The 17,822-nt window shown below is 48.0% G+C and carries 17 protein-coding genes; 6 read left to right on the forward strand and 11 right to left on the reverse strand.

Translation table 11 applies throughout. The features are described 5' to 3' along the window. Positions 1–51: 51 nt before the first annotated feature. The 11 genes from D0B88_RS14340 to D0B88_RS14390 all read right to left on the reverse strand — a co-directional run bounded on the left by D0B88_RS14340 (position 52) and on the right by D0B88_RS14390 (position 8,734). Complete coding sequence (locus D0B88_RS14340; RefSeq protein ID WP_007641689.1) at positions 52–258, reverse strand: hypothetical protein; 207 nt, start codon at positions 256–258, stop codon at positions 52–54. A 187-nt stretch (positions 259–445) separates the two neighbouring features. Further along, on the reverse strand, positions 446–2,374 hold the full coding sequence (locus tag D0B88_RS14345; protein WP_151058028.1) for a response regulator: 1,929 nt from the start codon (positions 2,372–2,374) through the stop codon (positions 446–448). Between the two features lie 22 nt (positions 2,375–2,396). Then, the gene (locus D0B88_RS14350; RefSeq protein ID WP_007641700.1) at positions 2,397–2,840 is read right to left on the reverse strand and encodes a response regulator; all 444 of its coding nucleotides are present in this window, start codon (positions 2,838–2,840) and stop codon (positions 2,397–2,399) included. Between the two features lie 38 nt (positions 2,841–2,878). After that, positions 2,879–4,408 (reverse strand): CHASE3 domain-containing protein, encoded by a 1,530-nt coding sequence (locus D0B88_RS14355; RefSeq protein ID WP_225318379.1) that lies wholly within the window; start codon positions 4,406–4,408, stop codon positions 2,879–2,881. After that, the gene (locus D0B88_RS14360; RefSeq protein WP_151058030.1) at positions 4,405–4,635 is read right to left on the reverse strand and encodes a histidine kinase dimerization/phospho-acceptor domain-containing protein; all 231 of its coding nucleotides are present in this window, start codon (positions 4,633–4,635) and stop codon (positions 4,405–4,407) included. The genes D0B88_RS14355 and D0B88_RS14360 overlap by 4 nt, the downstream gene beginning before the upstream one ends. Before the next feature lie 11 nt (positions 4,636–4,646). Further along, positions 4,647–5,972, reverse strand: coding sequence for a sigma-54 dependent transcriptional regulator (locus D0B88_RS14365; protein ID WP_007641714.1), 1,326 nt, complete (start codon positions 5,970–5,972; stop codon positions 4,647–4,649). A gap of 111 nt (positions 5,973–6,083) precedes the next feature. Then, positions 6,084–6,326 (reverse strand): hypothetical protein, encoded by a 243-nt coding sequence (locus D0B88_RS14370; RefSeq protein ID WP_151058032.1) that lies wholly within the window; start codon positions 6,324–6,326, stop codon positions 6,084–6,086. Continuing rightward, positions 6,292–6,774: a hypothetical protein gene (locus D0B88_RS14375; protein WP_151058034.1), complete on the reverse strand. Its 483-nt coding sequence runs from the start codon at positions 6,772–6,774 to the stop codon at positions 6,292–6,294. The genes D0B88_RS14370 and D0B88_RS14375 overlap by 35 nt, the downstream gene beginning before the upstream one ends. Before the next feature lie 10 nt (positions 6,775–6,784). Continuing rightward, positions 6,785–7,078, reverse strand: a complete 294-nt coding sequence (locus D0B88_RS14380; protein WP_040391789.1) for a DUF883 C-terminal domain-containing protein — start codon at positions 7,076–7,078, stop codon at positions 6,785–6,787. 83 nt (positions 7,079–7,161) lie between these two features. Beyond that, positions 7,162–7,323 carry a DUF1328 domain-containing protein gene (locus tag D0B88_RS14385; RefSeq protein WP_007641725.1) on the reverse strand — a complete coding sequence of 54 codons (162 nt, stop codon included), beginning with the start codon at positions 7,321–7,323 and terminating at the stop codon, positions 7,162–7,164. A gap of 289 nt (positions 7,324–7,612) precedes the next feature. Beyond that, positions 7,613–8,734, reverse strand: a complete 1,122-nt coding sequence (locus D0B88_RS14390) for an AI-2E family transporter (protein ID WP_225318380.1) — start codon at positions 8,732–8,734, stop codon at positions 7,613–7,615. 351 nt (positions 8,735–9,085) lie between these two features. Here D0B88_RS14390 and D0B88_RS14395 point away from each other — a divergent pair, with 351 nt between their 5' ends. The 6 genes from D0B88_RS14395 to D0B88_RS14420 all read left to right on the forward strand — a co-directional run bounded on the left by D0B88_RS14395 (position 9,086) and on the right by D0B88_RS14420 (position 17,732). Next, on the forward strand, positions 9,086–9,790 hold the full coding sequence (locus D0B88_RS14395; RefSeq protein ID WP_007641729.1) for a BON domain-containing protein: 705 nt from the start codon (positions 9,086–9,088) through the stop codon (positions 9,788–9,790). A gap of 231 nt (positions 9,791–10,021) precedes the next feature. Further along, the gene (locus D0B88_RS14400) at positions 10,022–11,098 is read left to right on the forward strand and encodes a PhoH family protein (RefSeq protein WP_151058036.1); all 1,077 of its coding nucleotides are present in this window, start codon (positions 10,022–10,024) and stop codon (positions 11,096–11,098) included. A 2-nt stretch (positions 11,099–11,100) separates the two neighbouring features. After that, the gene (gene ybeY / locus D0B88_RS14405) at positions 11,101–11,568 is read left to right on the forward strand and encodes an rRNA maturation RNase YbeY (protein ID WP_151058038.1); all 468 of its coding nucleotides are present in this window, start codon (positions 11,101–11,103) and stop codon (positions 11,566–11,568) included. A 20-nt stretch (positions 11,569–11,588) separates the two neighbouring features. Further along, positions 11,589–12,464, forward strand: a complete 876-nt coding sequence (locus D0B88_RS14410; RefSeq protein WP_007641733.1) for an HlyC/CorC family transporter — start codon at positions 11,589–11,591, stop codon at positions 12,462–12,464. An 88-nt stretch (positions 12,465–12,552) separates the two neighbouring features. Beyond that, positions 12,553–14,091: an apolipoprotein N-acyltransferase gene (gene lnt, locus D0B88_RS14415; RefSeq protein WP_007641734.1), complete on the forward strand. Its 1,539-nt coding sequence runs from the start codon at positions 12,553–12,555 to the stop codon at positions 14,089–14,091. Positions 14,092–14,792: 701 nt separating this feature from the next. Continuing rightward, positions 14,793–17,732, forward strand: a complete 2,940-nt coding sequence (locus D0B88_RS14420) for a ribonucleoside-diphosphate reductase subunit alpha (protein WP_151058040.1) — start codon at positions 14,793–14,795, stop codon at positions 17,730–17,732. Positions 17,733–17,822 lie beyond the last annotated feature (90 nt).

The raw sequence follows: 17,822 nt of genomic DNA on the forward strand, positions 1-17,822 counted from the left end.
GTGCTGGCAGTGCCAGCACGGGGTTTTGTTTGCCAAGACTGCCTGTTTGCACTAGCAGTTCTTGTCGGATGCCTCTTCACAAGCATCCTCAACACCATCCTTGATTTCATCTGCCGCGTCATCCAATTTATCGCGGGTTTCATCAAGCGCTTTATCAACATCCTCACCCAATTTTTCTGCAGGGCCATCGCTGGAATCACAGGCCGCCAAGGGCAAAGCTAATAAAGCGATGATAAATACACGTTGAAGTAAATTCATAAAAACTCCCTATACGTTGTTTTAATGACATGAAATTCTTTGCGTATTGCGTGCCAACTTCCCCAAACCCGCTATAGACGGGAGTTTCAAGCAAATAAAAGAACAAGATAGTTAATAATGCAGATTATTTTTTGCAATTTTTACAACAAGTAAGCGATGAGTACAAAAATAGGGATGCAAAAAGGATTCAATCCAAGATTGCTTCAAGTTGTGCGAGCGATACGGGTTTTAATAAGCTTGCAGCAATGCCTGCATCTGCCGCACGCCGCGGATCTACTGTCTCACCACTAGCAACTATGAGGCGCACCTCTGGGTTGCGCTCGCGGATTTTCGCTGCGCATAAATAGCCACTCATATCCGGTAAATTCAAATCGATTAGTACAGTATGCAGCGTGTGTTTATCCAATTCTTCCAATGCGGCGGCGGCGCATTGCGCGCAAAATACCTGCCAGCCTAACAAAGTCAACAGGCCGGTCATCGCCGCCAAAGTATCTGCATCATCTTCCACGACTAAAATAGATTTAGCAGGAAATGAGGTGGTTAATGCCGAAGTAGAAGGGGTTAAAAATCTTGCCAAACAATTATAAAGCCGGGCCTGATCAAGCGGCTTACCCAGATAAGCGGTAAACCCCGACTCAAAACAATGATCCATATCGCCTTTCATGTGCGCGGCAGTCAAAGCAACCAGTGGCAGAGTGAATCCTTCACTGCGCAATTGCTGCGCAGCTTGATGACCATCCATAACGGGCATATGAATATCCATCAATACCAAATCAAAATGTTTACCCAATAATTTATCAGCGTTGATAATGCGCACGGCGTTGGCACCATCAGTGGCATAAACAACTTCTGCACCGGTTAACTGTACAAAGTGGCCGATTAACGTGCGAATATCGCGCAGGTCATCAGCAACCAAAACCCGTCCGGTAAAACGGGGAATTTCCACATTGTGTTCCGTTGCCGCTGCAATGTTTAACGATAAAATGGCAGTTTCCGTGCAGTCGGATTCGTCTATAGCGAGGGTAAAACTAAACTCGCTGCCCTCTCCCACCACACTGCTTACCTGAATATTTCCGCCCAGTCGCTCAACTAATTGCTTGCTGATAGTGAGCCCTAAACCTGTGCCCGCTCGCGGATGTACCTGCGCATTTTTGGATTGCACAAAAGGCTCAAAGATTACCTTGAGAGTTTCTTCGCAAATGCCGATACCGGAATCTTTCACAGAAAAACGGATTTTGTCTTTCCGGGTTTGATCAACCCAATCGATAGTGAGCACCACCTCGCCTTGATGCGTAAATTTTATGGCATTCCCCATCAGGTTTAATAAAATCTGTCGCAAGCGCATAGGGTCGGTATTAATGGTAAGCGGCAATGGTTGCGGAGCTTCTATGCGCAGCTGCAAATTTTTATCGGCGGCGGCTCCCTGCATTAAAAAATAAATATCAGTCAAAAAAGCCGCGAACGAAACCGGCTGCTTTTCCAATTCCAATTTTCCCGCTTCAATTTTGGAGAGATCCAGAATATCGTTGAGTAAGCCGAGCAAATGTTTGCCATTGCGATGCACAATGCGTAAATGCCCTGCATTCTCGGAATCAGTCGTTTTATTGAGCAGCAGCTCGGTAAAACCTAAAATAGCCGATAAAGGGGTGCGCAACTCATGACTAAGGTGCGCAAGGAATTCACTTTTGGAGCGATTTTCTGATTCCGCTTTCAAGCGTTCTACTCGCTCGCGCTCCACATCCCGTCGTGCCAGCGCATAGCGAATGGCGCGCGCAAGCTGCTCTGCACTGAGCGTGGATTTCACTAAATAATCCACCGCACCAGCTTGCAAAGCTTGCCGATCCACTTCAACTTGATGCATACCCGTCAAAAGAATAACCGGGCCGGAAAAACCAACTTCATGCGCAAACTTTAATAACTCGATGCCATCGCGTGCGCCGAGTTTATAATCCATCAAACACAAATCGTGTTTGTCTTCCTGCAGCAATCGCTGCCCCATCTCATAAGTTGGAGCCCAATCCAATATGCAGCTTTGGCTAATATCGGTTAATAAATCTTTGACGAGAATAAAATCATCTTCGTCATCGTCAATAATTAATAACCTTATATTCTGCATCCCATCCTCACTGCTTCGCCAATCATGGCAACTCTACAAATTCAACCCAATATTTTCCCAAAGTGCGCATCAGATCTACCAAAGCATCAAATGTTACTGGCTTGGTGATATAAGAGGCAGCGCCCAGGTCATATCCCTTCACCATATCTTCCTCTGCTTTGGATGTTGTTAAAATAACAACAGGAATACGGCGCAAACGAGGATCGGCTTTAATGTGTGCGAGTGCTTCACGCCCGTCCATTTTGGGCATATTTAAATCCAGAAGAATCAACCCGGGCATGGGGTAAGCCTGACGATCGGAAAACTCACCATCACCGCGCAGATAACGTAAAAGCTGCACACCATCCTCAACAAAATACAATTCATTGAGCACGCGGCTTTCGTGCATAGCTTCTTGCGCCAATAAACGATCATCAGCATCGTCATCGGCCATTAAAATAATTAATGTTTTTTTGGGAATACTCATAGTCATATCCTTAATCGCAGGAATAGCATAACGTGTTGCTATGAAGCATCAGCGAGCAAATCCCTCAAGGGTTCTATAGATGTTTGAGTCATAGGCAATAACAGTGTAAACACCGCACCTTCACCGGGTTCACTTTGTGCGGTAATAGTGCCACCATGACGTTCAATAATTTTTCGGCACAATGCCAAACCGATACCAGTACCAGAATATTCCTCGCGTCCATGCAGACGCTGAAACAAACTAAACACTCGCTCGGCATACTGCGCCTCAAAGCCGATACCCTGATCAGCAAAACGTAAACAGCACCAGGTTCGATTGTCACCCTCCAACGGCGATACAAGATTAGTTTCACTGGTTACCGTTACTATAGGGCGATGACCCGGCGCATGAAATTTCAAACTATTGCCGAGCAAATTCATAAACACCTGTGCCATCTGGGAACCGTCTGCATCAATGGTCGGCAATGGATCTATATGAATCTGAGCACCACTGTCCTCAATTGCATAATCCAGGTCATCCATCACACTGTGCATAACGGTATTTAAATCCACTGCAACAAATGGCCGCTGTTTAGTGGTTACCCGGGAGAAGCTAAGCAAATCATCAATTAACGCCGACATACGCCCGGAAGCCGCTTGCATACGCAGTACGTAATCCGAACCCGTCTCACCTAACTCGGCAGAAAACTTTTGCTGCAAACGGTCACCAAAGGCGCGAATTTTTCGCAATGGCTCTTGCAAATCATGTGATGCAACAAACGCAAATTCTTCCAGCTCACGATTGCTACGCTGCAACTCTTCAGAATATTGCAATAGAGCCTGGGTGCGCACACCAACCTTTTCCTCCAACTCGGCATTGGCTGCCGCGAGCGCAGAATTCAGCTCAGCCACATAAGTCGCATTGCGATACCAGAAATAAAAAACACCTAGCGACAAAAGCAAACCAATTGCATTGGCAAGTAATAACGCCATGATAATAAACTGACGATTTTCAGCGGCAAGTGCTTTATTTTTTTCCAACACCAAACGCTCTTCACTTTCCATTTCTATTAACAGCTGGGAAATAGCACGCATAAGCTCAATCCCTTCATCTGTTTTTACTTGTCGTATTGCGGCGCGAATTTCCTCGCGATTGGTCAAGGTAACAATACGGTGCATATCATCAATTTTATGCCGAACATAATAACGCAGGGATTCAAAGCGTTTTTTCTGCATTGGTAATTGCGCGGTTGAAGCACCGAGCTGATCGAGTAAATCATCCACCACCGCCAACGTTTGGCGGTAAGGGTGCAAGTATTCAGGGTCTTCCGTAAGCAGATACCCTCTCTGACTGGATTCAGCCGCCATGAGTTCGCGATTTAAATCCTTGATGAGATTAATCGTCTGCAAGGTGTTATTAATGCCAATATTGTTTTGCGTAATGACATCGATGGAACGGTAAGCAAGAACGGCACTGACCGTAAAAAAAGTAATGGCCGCAGCAAGCGCCATTACCCAAACCGAGCTGGGGAGTTTGTTGATAACAAATTGATTAAATGATCGGCCATCCACAAGTGGGCTCTCGCTCATTCTTGCGTCTCGCTATGGCTTTCGTCGCGGACGAAGCGGGTATCTTTTAGGGTTTCCAGTAGTTGGCTGCACTGACGGCATTCCAGCAGAATGGTTTCAAATATACTGATTGCTTTACGTATATCGCCCGTGCGCTCCAGAGTCAGCTTTCCCAATTCAGCATTGACCGAAATGGTATTTAGTGGATTCCGTAAATCATGCACAAAACGATTTTTTTCACCATCCATTTGATTTCCCCTTACAACTCAACACTACCATAGGTATTTAAGCGGTTATAAAGTGTTTTTAAACTGATACCCAAAACATCCGCCGCTTGTTTTTTATCGCCATCAAAATGCTCCAGGGTTGACTCGATCAGCTCGCGCTCCACCTCCTCCACTGTTTTTCCAACCCGTATTCCGGTCTTATGTTGGCTTGCAACTTTTGAAAAGGGCGACGTCAAATTATCAGGCAATACCAATATTTTCTGTTGTTGATCCGCCATGATATAGCCACGATGAATTGCATGGCGCAACTCACGCACATTGCCCGGCCAGTCGTAATCCATCAGACGTTTCAGCGAGGAGCTACTAATACCTATATCGCTTGAATACTCCTGATTAAATGCTTCAAGAAAATATTGCACCAACAAGGGAATATCTTCTTTGCGCTCACGCAGTGGTGGAATATGAATTGGAAATACTGCCAAACGAAAATATAAATCCTCACGCAGGCAACCTTGTATCGCAATATCCTGCTCTGAACGATTTGTTGCCGACACCACGCGGGCTTCAATATCAATACTAGACGTTGAACCAAGCCGGGTTACTTTTTGCGTCTCTAATACGCGTAACAAATTGGGCTGTAATTCAATAGGCATTTCTGTTATTTCATCCAGAAATAAAGTACCTTTATTAGCTTGTTCAAATACACCAATTTTCCGCTGTATCGCTCCAGTAAAAGCACCTTTTTCGTGACCAAATAATTCACTGCTAATTAGCTCGCGGGAAAATGCACCACAATTGGCAGGGACATAATCACCTTCCGCCTGGCTGGCATAATGAATAGCAGCAGCAACCATTTCTTTACCAACACCGCTCTCACCTAGCAACATCACATTAGCTTTGGTGGTCGATACCCGCTCAATCATTTGATACACATGCTGCATGGATGCGGATTCACCCACCAAATGATTAAAATGCAAACTAACGGATGACTCGTTCTTTTTTGTTGCCAGCCGTTTGTCTTCAAATAGAGATTCCAGCTGTTGCAGATCAATTGGTTTAATCAGGTAATTTATATTCGAACCATAGAGATCAGTCACAATGGACTTAATGGAGGGATGCCCGGTAATAAGTGTGATTTTTGTTTGATTTCGCTCAGGTAATGCCTCCAATAAATGCAAGCCACTGCCATCCGGTAAAATTAAATCCAAAATCACATGCGAATAGCGATTTTTGCCAAGCAATTCACGTGCTTGCGCCACCGAATCGGCCGCCATCACCTTGTGGCCCAACAAACTTAATAACTGAACTGTTGCATCCAAGAACCGCCGATCATCGTCAACCAATAAAACTTCAGCCACGATTTATATCCTCATGTTGCCAGTTAGCGCGAGGCTCATTCTAGCACCAGTCAGATATAGGAATGCACCACCGATCAATAACTTAGCGATGCAATTCACTTTTTTGAATATTTAAAAAAATGGCAAAAGGCGCAATCCGGGAAACGCAACGCGAAATATTCGCTGCAGGGTAGACCCTGTGGGTGCAGAGGCAATTCCCGCGACAACACCCACTAACAATGGGGCAAAAACAAAGGTAATCAGAAATGAACTAAATGCCGGTTTATTAAGCGCCAAATTCAGACATTGTTGTAGCTCCGCGCCCTGCAATGCCAAGCGATCACTCTTTTGTTTCACTTCGACGACTAAATTCATTTTTAGTACTCCGCACAAAATTATCAATGTGCGCACGGGTATAAGGAAAAGTCATGCGTGCACGATATTTCACAAACAACCAACGGCAAACAAACAAAAGCAAAACCTGCAGCAAGAAAAACGTGAGCATGCCCAGACCAAGTTGTTCGCTTAAAGCCACAACTGACCAGGCAACCAATGCGGAAAATGAACACCAAGTCAGCAAAATAATGGGCATCATAATCAACCACAGCATCATTACTTTGGGCAGCGTATGTACTGCCAGTAATGCTTCTGTGCGCGCCAAGTCAATCACGCCGCCCGCAAAACCAATTAACTGCTCGCCCAGCTGTACGGTTTGGGCTACATCAGCTTCCCAGTTAGCTGCAGGTTGATCAGCTGACGATGAAACACGCTCCTGAGGCTGGGTAGCCTCAGGAGCCTGCTCATTGCGCTCAGGGGTATGCATATTCGCTTACTCAGTGACGACGAGTAAGTAAATACGACACCAGACAACCGGCTGCAAAAGCAACACCCACCGTTACCAAGGGTTTGGCTCTAACGGCTTCTTCGGCTTTCTCTTCCAACTCAATAGCACGCGCCTTACCTTCATTGAGCTTGATTTTGGCATTAGCCGCTGTAGCCGTACCAATAGAACCAACCGCATCATAGATACTGGAGGTCGCTTCCTTAAACTGGGCGATAGCTTCAGACATGGAGATATCGTCCATTTTACCGTTCTCATTACTTTTTACTGAAGTTTGAGTAGCCATGGTTATTACCTCTTGGGTTGTTGAAAAACAGGTTTAGGATTTTACCAATTTACGTTCAAATCACTGACACAGTTTCTACAGTACTAAAGGCGACGCCGGCCAAAAATAAGCGACAAGATAAACAGCACGAGAAATACAAAAAATAAAATTTGCGCTATTCCTGTTGCTGCCCCAGCGATACCACCAAAGCCTAAAAGACCAGCAATAATGGCAACAATAAAAAATACTAGTGAATAGTAAAGCATGGGATGCTCCTCTGTTTAACATTCACTGTATTACCTTCAATGAACATGCCAACTCATTTTAACTTGGCTGAAAAACACAGAAAAAATTAGCAATGGAGTATAGCTTTAACACTGTAATGGAGCTGGCTACAGGCATTTTTGATCGCAATCAAAACTCAACAAGCTAGATATTGATAAAAATCATAAAAAGCATGGCGCTAACAAAAAAATCATCCTTTGGCGGAGTAATATTTGCAAAGACTACAAAAATTCGAAAAACTTACACCCCTATTCAGTCTGCTATTAGCCACTACTCTTTGTTACTCGCGACATCACCATCAAGAAGATTGATCCAGCAACCGAGCAAATTCAAGTGTAATGATAAAATTTTAAAGCACACCAACAAAGGAATGGCAATTAGCAAGCCGATAACCCCCCACAGCCAACCCCAGGCGAACATCCACAACACGACCAATAAGGGATTCATATTAAACCGTCGACCTAATACTGTTGGCGTTACCAACTGCGACTCAATAAAATTTAATGCCAAAAAACTACCTGGCACCAGCAGCGCCATACTCACTGACTCGTATTCTAAAAAACCGACACCGGTCAGAATTACGCACAACAATAATGGTCCGATATAAGGTGCAAAATTTAACATGGCCGCCAACGTACCCCAAAGCAACGGATCTTCCACACCTATTATTGCCATTACACAGGCCGTTGCTGCCCCCAAACCAATATTGATAATAGAAATTAACAATGCATAGCGGGATATATCGTCGCGCACAGTTTGAAAGATAATCACCGCTTTCTTTTTTTCGGCAAATGATGATTGGGAGCGAACAAAATTACGCATCAGGTTATCACCGTATACCAGAAAGAAATAAGTAATGACAAATACTGCAGCAACCTGGACTAAAAACATCGCCGTAGTACCTGCGGCGAGTGACACCGCAGAAAAAAGAATCGTTTCAAAGAGGCTGCTAACAGCATTACTTTCTTGACTAGCCGAGGGCATGACCTGTGATCGCAACAAATTAAACTGATCAGCAAAGCCATTTAGATGTGCAGTTAATTTATTCCCCAGCTCGGGCAAACTACCTAACCAATGCGCAGCAGGCCCACCGAGGAAAACACAGGTCAAGCCCAGCATAAAAAGCAGAAAAATAACCACTAATGCGGCAGCAAGCGGATGCGGTAATTTAAAATCGGCAAGAAGCCGCACAAGCGGACTGGAAAATAATGCAATAAAACCGGCAACAAATACCGGCAGTAATAAGGTGCGGCAAAAATACAAGGTATAGAGTACTGCAATCACTACCAATATATTTAGAGCCATGCCTATAGTATTGGAGAAATTAATGCGCCTTAATATCTGGGTATCAGGCCTACTCCCCAAGTTGTGATGCACAATTGGACTATTCATAACGACTCCCTGAGCATTGGCATTGACTCAGGATATCTGCTATTTCCATACCAGCTTTACGCGAAAAAGATATACCTCACTCCCACAATGTAATTTCCTTTAATAAAAATTTACATATTTTTGTAGTTTTTTCATAAATCTTAATTTATTACCTGCCATATAAACCAAAAATAATCACATCAAATATCCCCCGCAGATTTTCCCCACACGCAAAAACAGTGGTTCCCGGGTAATCTTTGATTAATTGGCATGAATTAAGCTTTATCCTTTCCGTGCCCTCTTTAACGAGCGCATGTTTTTCAACGAAATATTTTCAATATTTTTTGAAAAAATTTTCCAAAGGAGAACATCATGAAAAATACTTTATTTGACTCAATCACCATTTCTCTTAGCGCCCTTGCGCTCACCACGTCACTGTCTGCCGTCGCAGCCAACACAGAGCCTGCAGCAAATAATAGTGCCCATACAGAGAACACTTATACCGAAAAAACTTACACTGAGAAAAGAAGCGCGGCAGAATTTTGGGCCGACTTTAAACAGGATAGCAAACAGACCTGGCAGGATAGTAAAGCAGCATTCAAAGACGGCTGGATTGAAAGCAAGCTGGAAACAGCGTTAATCCTGAATGAGCACCTCAATGCATTCAAAATTGACATTGAAGTCGATAAAGATATGGCCACTCTGGGTGGAGAAGTTCACTCCGATATTGAAAAAGAACTGGCCGAAAATATTGCGCTGGGCGTTGAAGGCATTGACGCCGTGACCAATAACATCAAAGTAATTGAAAAACCCGCTAAAACCGCAGAATCTGTTGCCCCGCAAGGTCGTAACTTCGCACAGTATGTCGCTGACGTTTCCACCACTGCGGCAATTAAAACCGAACTGCTGGCTTCGCCCAACATTAAAGGCTTGGCAATTGATGTGGACACACTAAACCATAAGGTAACCCTTTCCGGTCAAGTGAGTTCACTGGAACAAAAAGCATTAGCGCAAGCAATAGCCGCCAAACACGAAAATGTGAAAGGTGTGGTGAATAATTTGCAAATTAAGTCGTGATTCCAATGAGCACAAAACTTGATGTGAATATTATTAACGGGGCGGGTACCGCCCCGGCTTCGCATTAAGGGAAAAACAAGTGCAAATACAACAAGTTATAAAACAAACCTCACAAAGACATGCAACTTCAGCAAAGGGTTCAGCGTTTGTTCAGCTGTAATTTAGGCTTTATCCCTCCCGCTGAATGGTTTAGTCTTACTTTTAATTAAGTCACACGAGCCTACTAACCACTTGAACACCCACGTTATATCCCCCCCGGAAATTATTACCCAGCCTCTATCGCTGGAGCCTAGTGATAGTCGTCGCCTTGCCAACCTCAATGGTCTGCTCGGCCAACACCTGCGCCAGATTGAAGAGCGCCTTGATATTGAAATTCGCAATCGCGGTTCAGAGTTCCAGCTGGTAGGCCCCGCCAACAAAACCCGTGCTGCCGCCGAACTACTGCGAAACCTTTACGAATTTACCGGTCACAGTGAACTCACCCCGGATGAAGTACATCTCGCCTTGCAAACCTCAGGAATTGAACAGCTTATGCAACAACTCGATAACGCCGAGTCTATTGTGGATGACGCCGCAATCGGCGCTACAGCACCTGCCACCGAAACCACGGGTGACGAAGGCGGCATTACGCTTATCCGCACTAAAAAGTGCACTATCAAGCCACGTGGCCTCAACCAACAGCGTTACGTGCGCGCCGTGCAGCGCCATGACATCAATTTCGGTATTGGCCCAGCCGGTACGGGCAAAACCTACCTCGCTGTGGCCTGTGCGGTAGAAGCCTTATTGAAAAATGAGATAGAGCGTATTTTGTTGGTGCGCCCTGCGGTTGAAGCAGGTGAGAAACTCGGGTTTCTACCAGGCGACCTGGCGCAGAAAGTCGACCCCTACCTGCGCCCGCTTTACGACGCCCTGTTTGAAATGTTGGGCTTTGATACCGTAGGCAAGCTGATGGAGCGCGGCGTGATTGAAGTGGCGCCCCTCGCCTTTATGCGCGGCCGCACCCTGAACAATTCTTTCGTGATTCTGGATGAAAGCCAAAACACCACCCGCGAGCAGATGAAAATGTTCCTGACCCGCATCGGTTTTGGCACTACCGCCGTAATCACTGGCGACCCAACCCAGATCGACTTGCCCCGCGGCATGGCCTCTGGCTTGCGCCATGCGATTGAGGTGCTGGATAACGTCAACGGTATCAGCTTTACCCACTTCACCTCTAAAGATGTGGTGCGCCACCCGATTATTCAGCGCATAGTCGAAGCCTATGACGCATTTGAACAAAAGAACCCCAAACCGGATGACGCGCGCTAATCATGGCCTACCAAATTGATATAGAAAGTAATAGCCAAAGCCAACAGATACCGGCTTTGGCTGAATTGGAGCGCTGGATTGGTGCCGCACTGCACAGCCAAAAACTTGAAGATGCAGAAGTAAGCCTCTATATCGTCGACGAAGACGAAAGTCAGCAACTTAATAGCCAGTATCGCGGCAAAGACTACCCCACCAACGTGCTCTCCTTCCCGGCAGATATCCCTGAGGAAGTGGGTGTACCACTCTTGGGTGACTTGGTGGTCTGCGCCCCTGTGGTGGAGCGTGAAGCTCAGGAACAAGGTAAAACCTTGGCCGCCCACTGGGCACATATGCTGGTGCACGGCAGCTTGCACCTCCTAGGCTTCGATCACATCGACGATACTGAAGCCGATGAGATGGAAGCGCTTGAAACAGCAATTATCACCGGGCTGGGTTACCCTGCTCCCTATAACGAACTTACGGCAGAATAAAAACCTTGGGAACTAGCATCATGTCGGACGACCATCCGAGTAGCACAACTACTGACAAATACGAACGCAGCGATAAACACGAGCGATCGTGGCTGGATAAAGTACTGCACGCCTTCAGCGCGGAACCTAAATCCCGCGATGAGCTGCTGGAAATTATTAAAGACGCCGCCGATAACCAATTGCTCGACCAGGAAGCCCTGAGCATTATCGAGGGCGCACTGGATGTATCCTCCCTGCAAGCGCGTGAAATTATGGTGCCGCGCTCACACATAGTCGCCATTCGCCTGGAAGACTCACCGCAGGAATACCTGCCGCAAATTATCGAATCCGGCCACTCACGCTTTCCGGTGATTGGTGAAAATATCGATGATGTACGCGGTATTTTGCTCGCTAAAGACTTACTGCCGCTCGCCTTAAAAGGCACCGACAACTTCAATCTGGAAACCATACTGCGCCCCGCCAACATTGTGCCGGAGAGCAAACGCGTAAATATTTTGCTGCGGGAATTCCGTGAAAATCGCTATCACATGGCATTAGTGATGGACGAATACGGCGGCATTACTGGCCTGCTCACCATTGAAGATATCCTGGAAGAAATTGTCGGCGAAATTGAAGATGAAACCGACGAAGAAGATGAAGCCTCAGACTTCATCAAACGCGTGAGCGAAACCGACTATATAGTCAAAGCGCTGACCCCCATTGAAGACTTCAACGAATTTTTCAACACCCAATTCAGCAACGAAGACTTTGATACCCTGGGCGGGATTTTGATGCAGGAGTTTGGCCATTTGCCCAAGCGCAACGAGGTGGTACAAATGGACAAGATGCAGTTCCGCGTGCTCTACGCCGACAATCGCCAAATCCATTTATTGCGCTTAACAATCGCAACAGATTAATCTTCGCAGCTGTAACAGAGCAAAAACCTGGAAATCCCGCCCTCTCCCGGCGGGATTTTTTTAACCGTCTAAAAAAGATTACCCACCCATGGCCGATACCTTTCGCAATCTCCCCAACCCACTGGCACTGCTGTTTGCACTGGTTAGCGGTGCGCTTATCACCCTGAGCTTTGCACCGTTTAACCTCTGGCCAATTACCCTACTGAGCCTCACCACCTTTGCCTTGCTGCTCAAAGAGCAACCCAGAAACCAGGTACTCTGGCGTAGCTTTGCATTTGGCGTAGGGCTGTATGGCGCAGGTATTCACTGGATTTACGTCAGCATCCATAACTTTGGTGGCGCTGCCCCCCTGTTTGCCGCCTTTTTGGTATTGATATTCGCCTGTTTTATGGCGCTTATTTTTGCACTGCCGCTCTATATTTATGGCCGCTGGTTTAGCTACCACCGTTTTGCCTTGCTCATCGCCCTGCCCGCATGCTGGTTGCTCGGGGAGTGGACACGCACCTGGTTACTAACAGGTTTCCCCTGGTTATTTTTAGGCTATAGCCATGTGGATACCTGGCTCGCTGGCTGGGCACCGGTTACCGGTGTGATGGGCATTAGTTTTATTCTGGCAGCCAACGCCGGTGCAATCGCTGAACTGGTATGGCACGGCAAAGCTGCCCGCCAACAAAAGCCGGTAGTCATAAGTGCGATCACTCTTAACCTTGCGTTCTGGGTGAGCGGCGCCGTGCTAAGCAGCATCACTTGGGCTAAACCGGAGCAAACACCCATCAAGATTGGCATGGTGCAGCCCAACGTAGATCAGAGCACCAAACTCACGTTCAATGAGGAAAGCACCCTCGCCGCCCTGAACCAATTACGCGAACTCAGCACTGACCTGTGGAATAACGACTGGGTAGTCTGGCCGGAGGCCGCCATCCCCACCAGCCTTACCTTCCATGAAGCACTGCCCTTTTTGGAGGAGATGAACAGCAAAGCCGCTGCCGCCAATACCGCGCTGTTCACCGGGGTGATTTATGAGGATCGCGACAAACAGAAATACTACAACTCAATAGCCGGGCTGGGTGAAGGCTATGGGTTTTATCACAAGCGCCGCTTAGTGCCCTTTGGCGAATACGTACCGCTGGAAGACCAACTGCGCGGGCTGATCGAGTTTTTCAACCTGCCTACTTCGTTTATCCATTTGGGCCCGCAGGATCAACACGGACTGATTGCCAAGGGGGTACGTATCACTCCCGCGATTTGCTATGAAATTGTCTACCCGGATTTAATAGCCCAAGCCGCCAAAGAGACACAAGTGCTGCTCAGCGTTAACAACCTCGGCTGGTTTCTGGATTCCATCCAGTCCAAGCAGTTTATGCAGATGGCGCAAATGCGCGCCCTCGAAACCGGCCGCTATCTGGTGTACAGCACCAACAACGGCCCCAGCGCGATTATCGACAACAAAGGTAAGATCATCAGCCAAAGCAATTCCTTTACCGCACAAACTTTTACCGGTGTGATTCACGCAGTGAAGGATTGGACGCCGTTTATGATTACCAGCAGCGGGCCACTGGTTATTCTGTGCACACTGCTGTTATTGGCGCTGCAACTGCCCCAGCTGTATCGCAAACAACCAGACTGATCATCACTGCACCATCAACCGCCAGCGGGTCAGCTTGACTAAAACCCGCTGGCGCCCCCGCAAAAAAACAGCAATCTGTAGCAAAAACCAACAGACACTATATGTAGTCATAACCCGACAATTGGATTATTAGAAAAAAGTCTAAGTTTCACGACAAACCGTCACATTTTGCATACGTCGCCAATTGCGGGGCTTTTCCGGCGCAACGCCTGATTCTTGCTGACTTGCCCCCAGTTTGTACCCCTGTCACCCACACCTTATCCACAGCTTTTCAAGCTTGCATAAAACCCACAATCGCATTATCTTGTAGCCCATTCACGATTTACCCCTAGATATAGGTGTTAAGCGCGCCAAGCACACTAATGGTGCCTAACCCTGCAGAGCTAAATCGTCAAGCAAAATTTTGACCCAATTGAACGCTTACCTATTGTTTGTCGTATTGGCAGCAGTAATTAAGTGGCTGGGGCGCTACTCCAAGTGGGTATCTCCGGCATCAGCTGTATGGGCACCAAGTGCAATGGAGTCAACCACAAGATCTTGTGGTCAGACAAAATAGGCAAAACCGTGTTGCAGACCCTGATTTTAATAACAACGGCTGCTTTTAGAATGCAGCGCCCGGGTCACTCATACACAAAGCTTTACCACAGTTTTTTTACCAACCAGTCATTTCAACCAGGAAAGACCTCACGCGGGAGACGTCTATGCAAACTGACATTGAAACCACCACCGGTACACGCAACGTGCAACAGGATATTCACAGCGGCGGCGCGCCGCTCTCGGCCACAGCGCCCGGCCAACTGCGCGTCATCAAACGCAACGGAACGGTGGTTCCCTTCGATGCCAGCAAAATTGCCATCGCCATGACCAAAGCCTTTTTGGCGGTAGAAGGTGGCACTGCTGCTGCTTCTACACGGGTACATGAAGTGGTGAGCAGCCTCACCCAGCAAATTACCGCCACCTTCAAACGCCGTATGCCCTCGGGCGGCACTATCCATATTGAAGAGATCCAGGATCAGGTTGAACTGATTCTGATGCGCTCGGGCGAGCAAAAAATCGCCCGCGATTACGTGCTCTACCGCGAAGAGCACGCTCGCCTGCGTGCCCAAAAACAATCCAGCTCCCAAGAGCCAGACCCGGACTACCCCAGCCTCAACGTGATTCTGGCCGATGGCAGCCGCGCGCCGTTGGATATTGGCCGTATGCGCACCATCGTGCGTGAAGCCTGTGCCGGTTTAGCCGGTGTAGAAGAGAAGGCGATTCTCGATGAAGCCATGCGCAACCTCTATGACGGTGTGGCGGAAAAAGACGTAAACACCTCATTGGTGATTACCGCCCGCACCCTGGTAGAAAAAGAGCCAAACTACTCTTTTGTAACCGCTCGCCTGCTGATGGACAAACTGCGCGCTGAAGCCCTGAGCTTCTTTGGCGTGGCCAACTCAGCAACCCAAGCGGATATGGAAACCCTCTACGCCCAAACCCTGCCGCTCTACATCAAAAAAGGGGTTGAGCTGGAACTGATCTCCCCTGAATTGCAAAACTTTGATTTGGAAAAACTGGGCAAAGCCCTGATCGCCGAGCGCGATCTGCAGTTCACCTACCTCGGCCTGCAAACCCTGTACGACCGCTACTTCATCCACAGCAACGACACTCGCATCGAACTGCCGCAAATATTCTTTATGCGCGTTGCTATGGGCTTGGCGATTCAAGAAAAGAACCGTGAAGACCGCGCGATTGAGTTCTATCGCCTGCTCTCTTCGTTCGATTACATGAGCTCCACCCCAACCCTGTTCAACTCCGGCACCTTGCGCCCGCAGTTGTCCTCTTGCTACCTGACTACCGTACCGGACGACCTGCACGGTATTTATGGCGCCATTCAAGACAACGCCATGCTCAGCAAATTTGCTGGCGGCTTGGGTAACGACTGGACACCCGTGCGTGCACTGGGCGCCTATATCAAAGGCACCAATGGCAAATCACAAGGTGTAGTTCCCTTCCTGAAGGTAGCCAACGATACCGCCGTGGCGGTAAACCAAGGCGGTAAACGCAAAGGCGCCGTGTGTGCGTATTTGGAAACCTGGCACTTGGATACCGAAGAGTTCCTTGAACTGCGCAAAAACACCGGTGATGACCGTCGCCGTACCCATGACATGAACACTGCCAACTGGGTGCCCGACCTGTTCATGAAGCGTGTGTTTGACGATAAAGAGTGGACCCTGTTCTCGCCCAACGATGTGCCCGACCTGCACGACCTGTACGGCAAGGCATTCGAAGAGCGCTACGAGCATTACGAGCGCGAAGCCGCCGCCGGCAAGATCAAAGTCTTCAAAACCGTGCGCGCACTGGATTTGTGGAGAAAGATGCTGGGCATGTTGTTTGAAACCGGCCACCCATGGATCACCTTCAAAGACCCATGCAACCTGCGCAGCCCGCAGCAGCATGCCGGTGTGGTTCACTCGTCCAACCTGTGCACCGAGATCACCCTCAACACCAAAGCCAACGATGAAATCGCGGTGTGTAACCTCGGCTCCATCAATCTGGCGCAACATATTGTGGATGGCAAACTCGATCAAGCGAAGCTGGAGCGCACCGTTAAAACTGCAATCCGCATGCTCGATAACGTGATCGACATTAACTACTACGCCGTGGCTACCTCCAAGCAGTCCAACCTGCGTCACCGCCCTATCGGCCTTGGCATTATGGGCTTCCAGGATGCACTCTATGAGCAGCGTATCGCCTACAGCTCGCAAGCCGCTGTGGATTTTGCCGATACCTCCATGGAAGCCGTGAGCTACTACGCGATCAAAGCCTCCAGCGAACTGGCGGCCGAGCGCGGCAAATACTCTACCTTTGAAGGTTCGCTCTGGAGCAAAGGCATTCTGCCCATCGACTCGATTGAAATCCTCGCGCAAAACCGTGGCGAGAATTACATCAAAGTCGACCGCAGCCAAACCTTCGACTGGGCAACTTTGCGCGCACAAGTAAAAGCACAAGGTATGCGCAACTCCAACGTGATGGCGATTGCACCAACCGCAACCATCTCCAACATCACTGGCGTAACCCAGTCGATTGAACCGACTTACCAAAACCTCTACGTGAAATCCAACCTCTCAGGCGAATTCACCGTAGTTAACCCACACCTGGTACACGACTTAAAAGCCCGTGGCCTGTGGGATGCGGTAATGGTTAATGACTTGAAATACTACGAAGGCTCACTGCAAAAGATCGACCGCATCCCGGCCGACCTCAAAGCCATCTACGCCACCGCGTTTGAAGTAGAACCCAAGTGGATCGTAGAAGCCGCCAGCCGTCGCCAAAAGTGGATCGACCAAGCGCAAAGTTTGAACCTCTACATTGCTGGCGCTAACGGTAAAAAATTAGACATTACTTACCGCATGGCATGGTTCTCCGGCTTAAAGACTACGTATTACCTGCGTGCCTTGGCGGCAACCACCACTGAGAAATCCACCATCAATACCGGCGCATTGAACGCCGTATCGGCTGGTGGTGCGAGCGGATTGTCAGCTGCACCTGCTGCTGCAAAACCTGCCGTATCAGAAGTAGAAGCCGCGAGTTTCGCCGAAGCAGCGCCAGTGCCATTGGCCTGTTCGATAGACAATCCAGATTGCGAAGCCTGCCAATAAGATGTTGCGGTTCGTTCCTCACCAGCAGCCTACGAAGCACCCTGTAGGTTGGTGAGCTTGCGAACCGCAACAAAAACGCAAAATACACGA

The sequence above is a fragment of the Cellvibrio sp. KY-YJ-3 genome (genome assembly GCF_008806955.1).
Taxonomy (GTDB): domain Bacteria; phylum Pseudomonadota; class Gammaproteobacteria; order Pseudomonadales; family Cellvibrionaceae; genus Cellvibrio.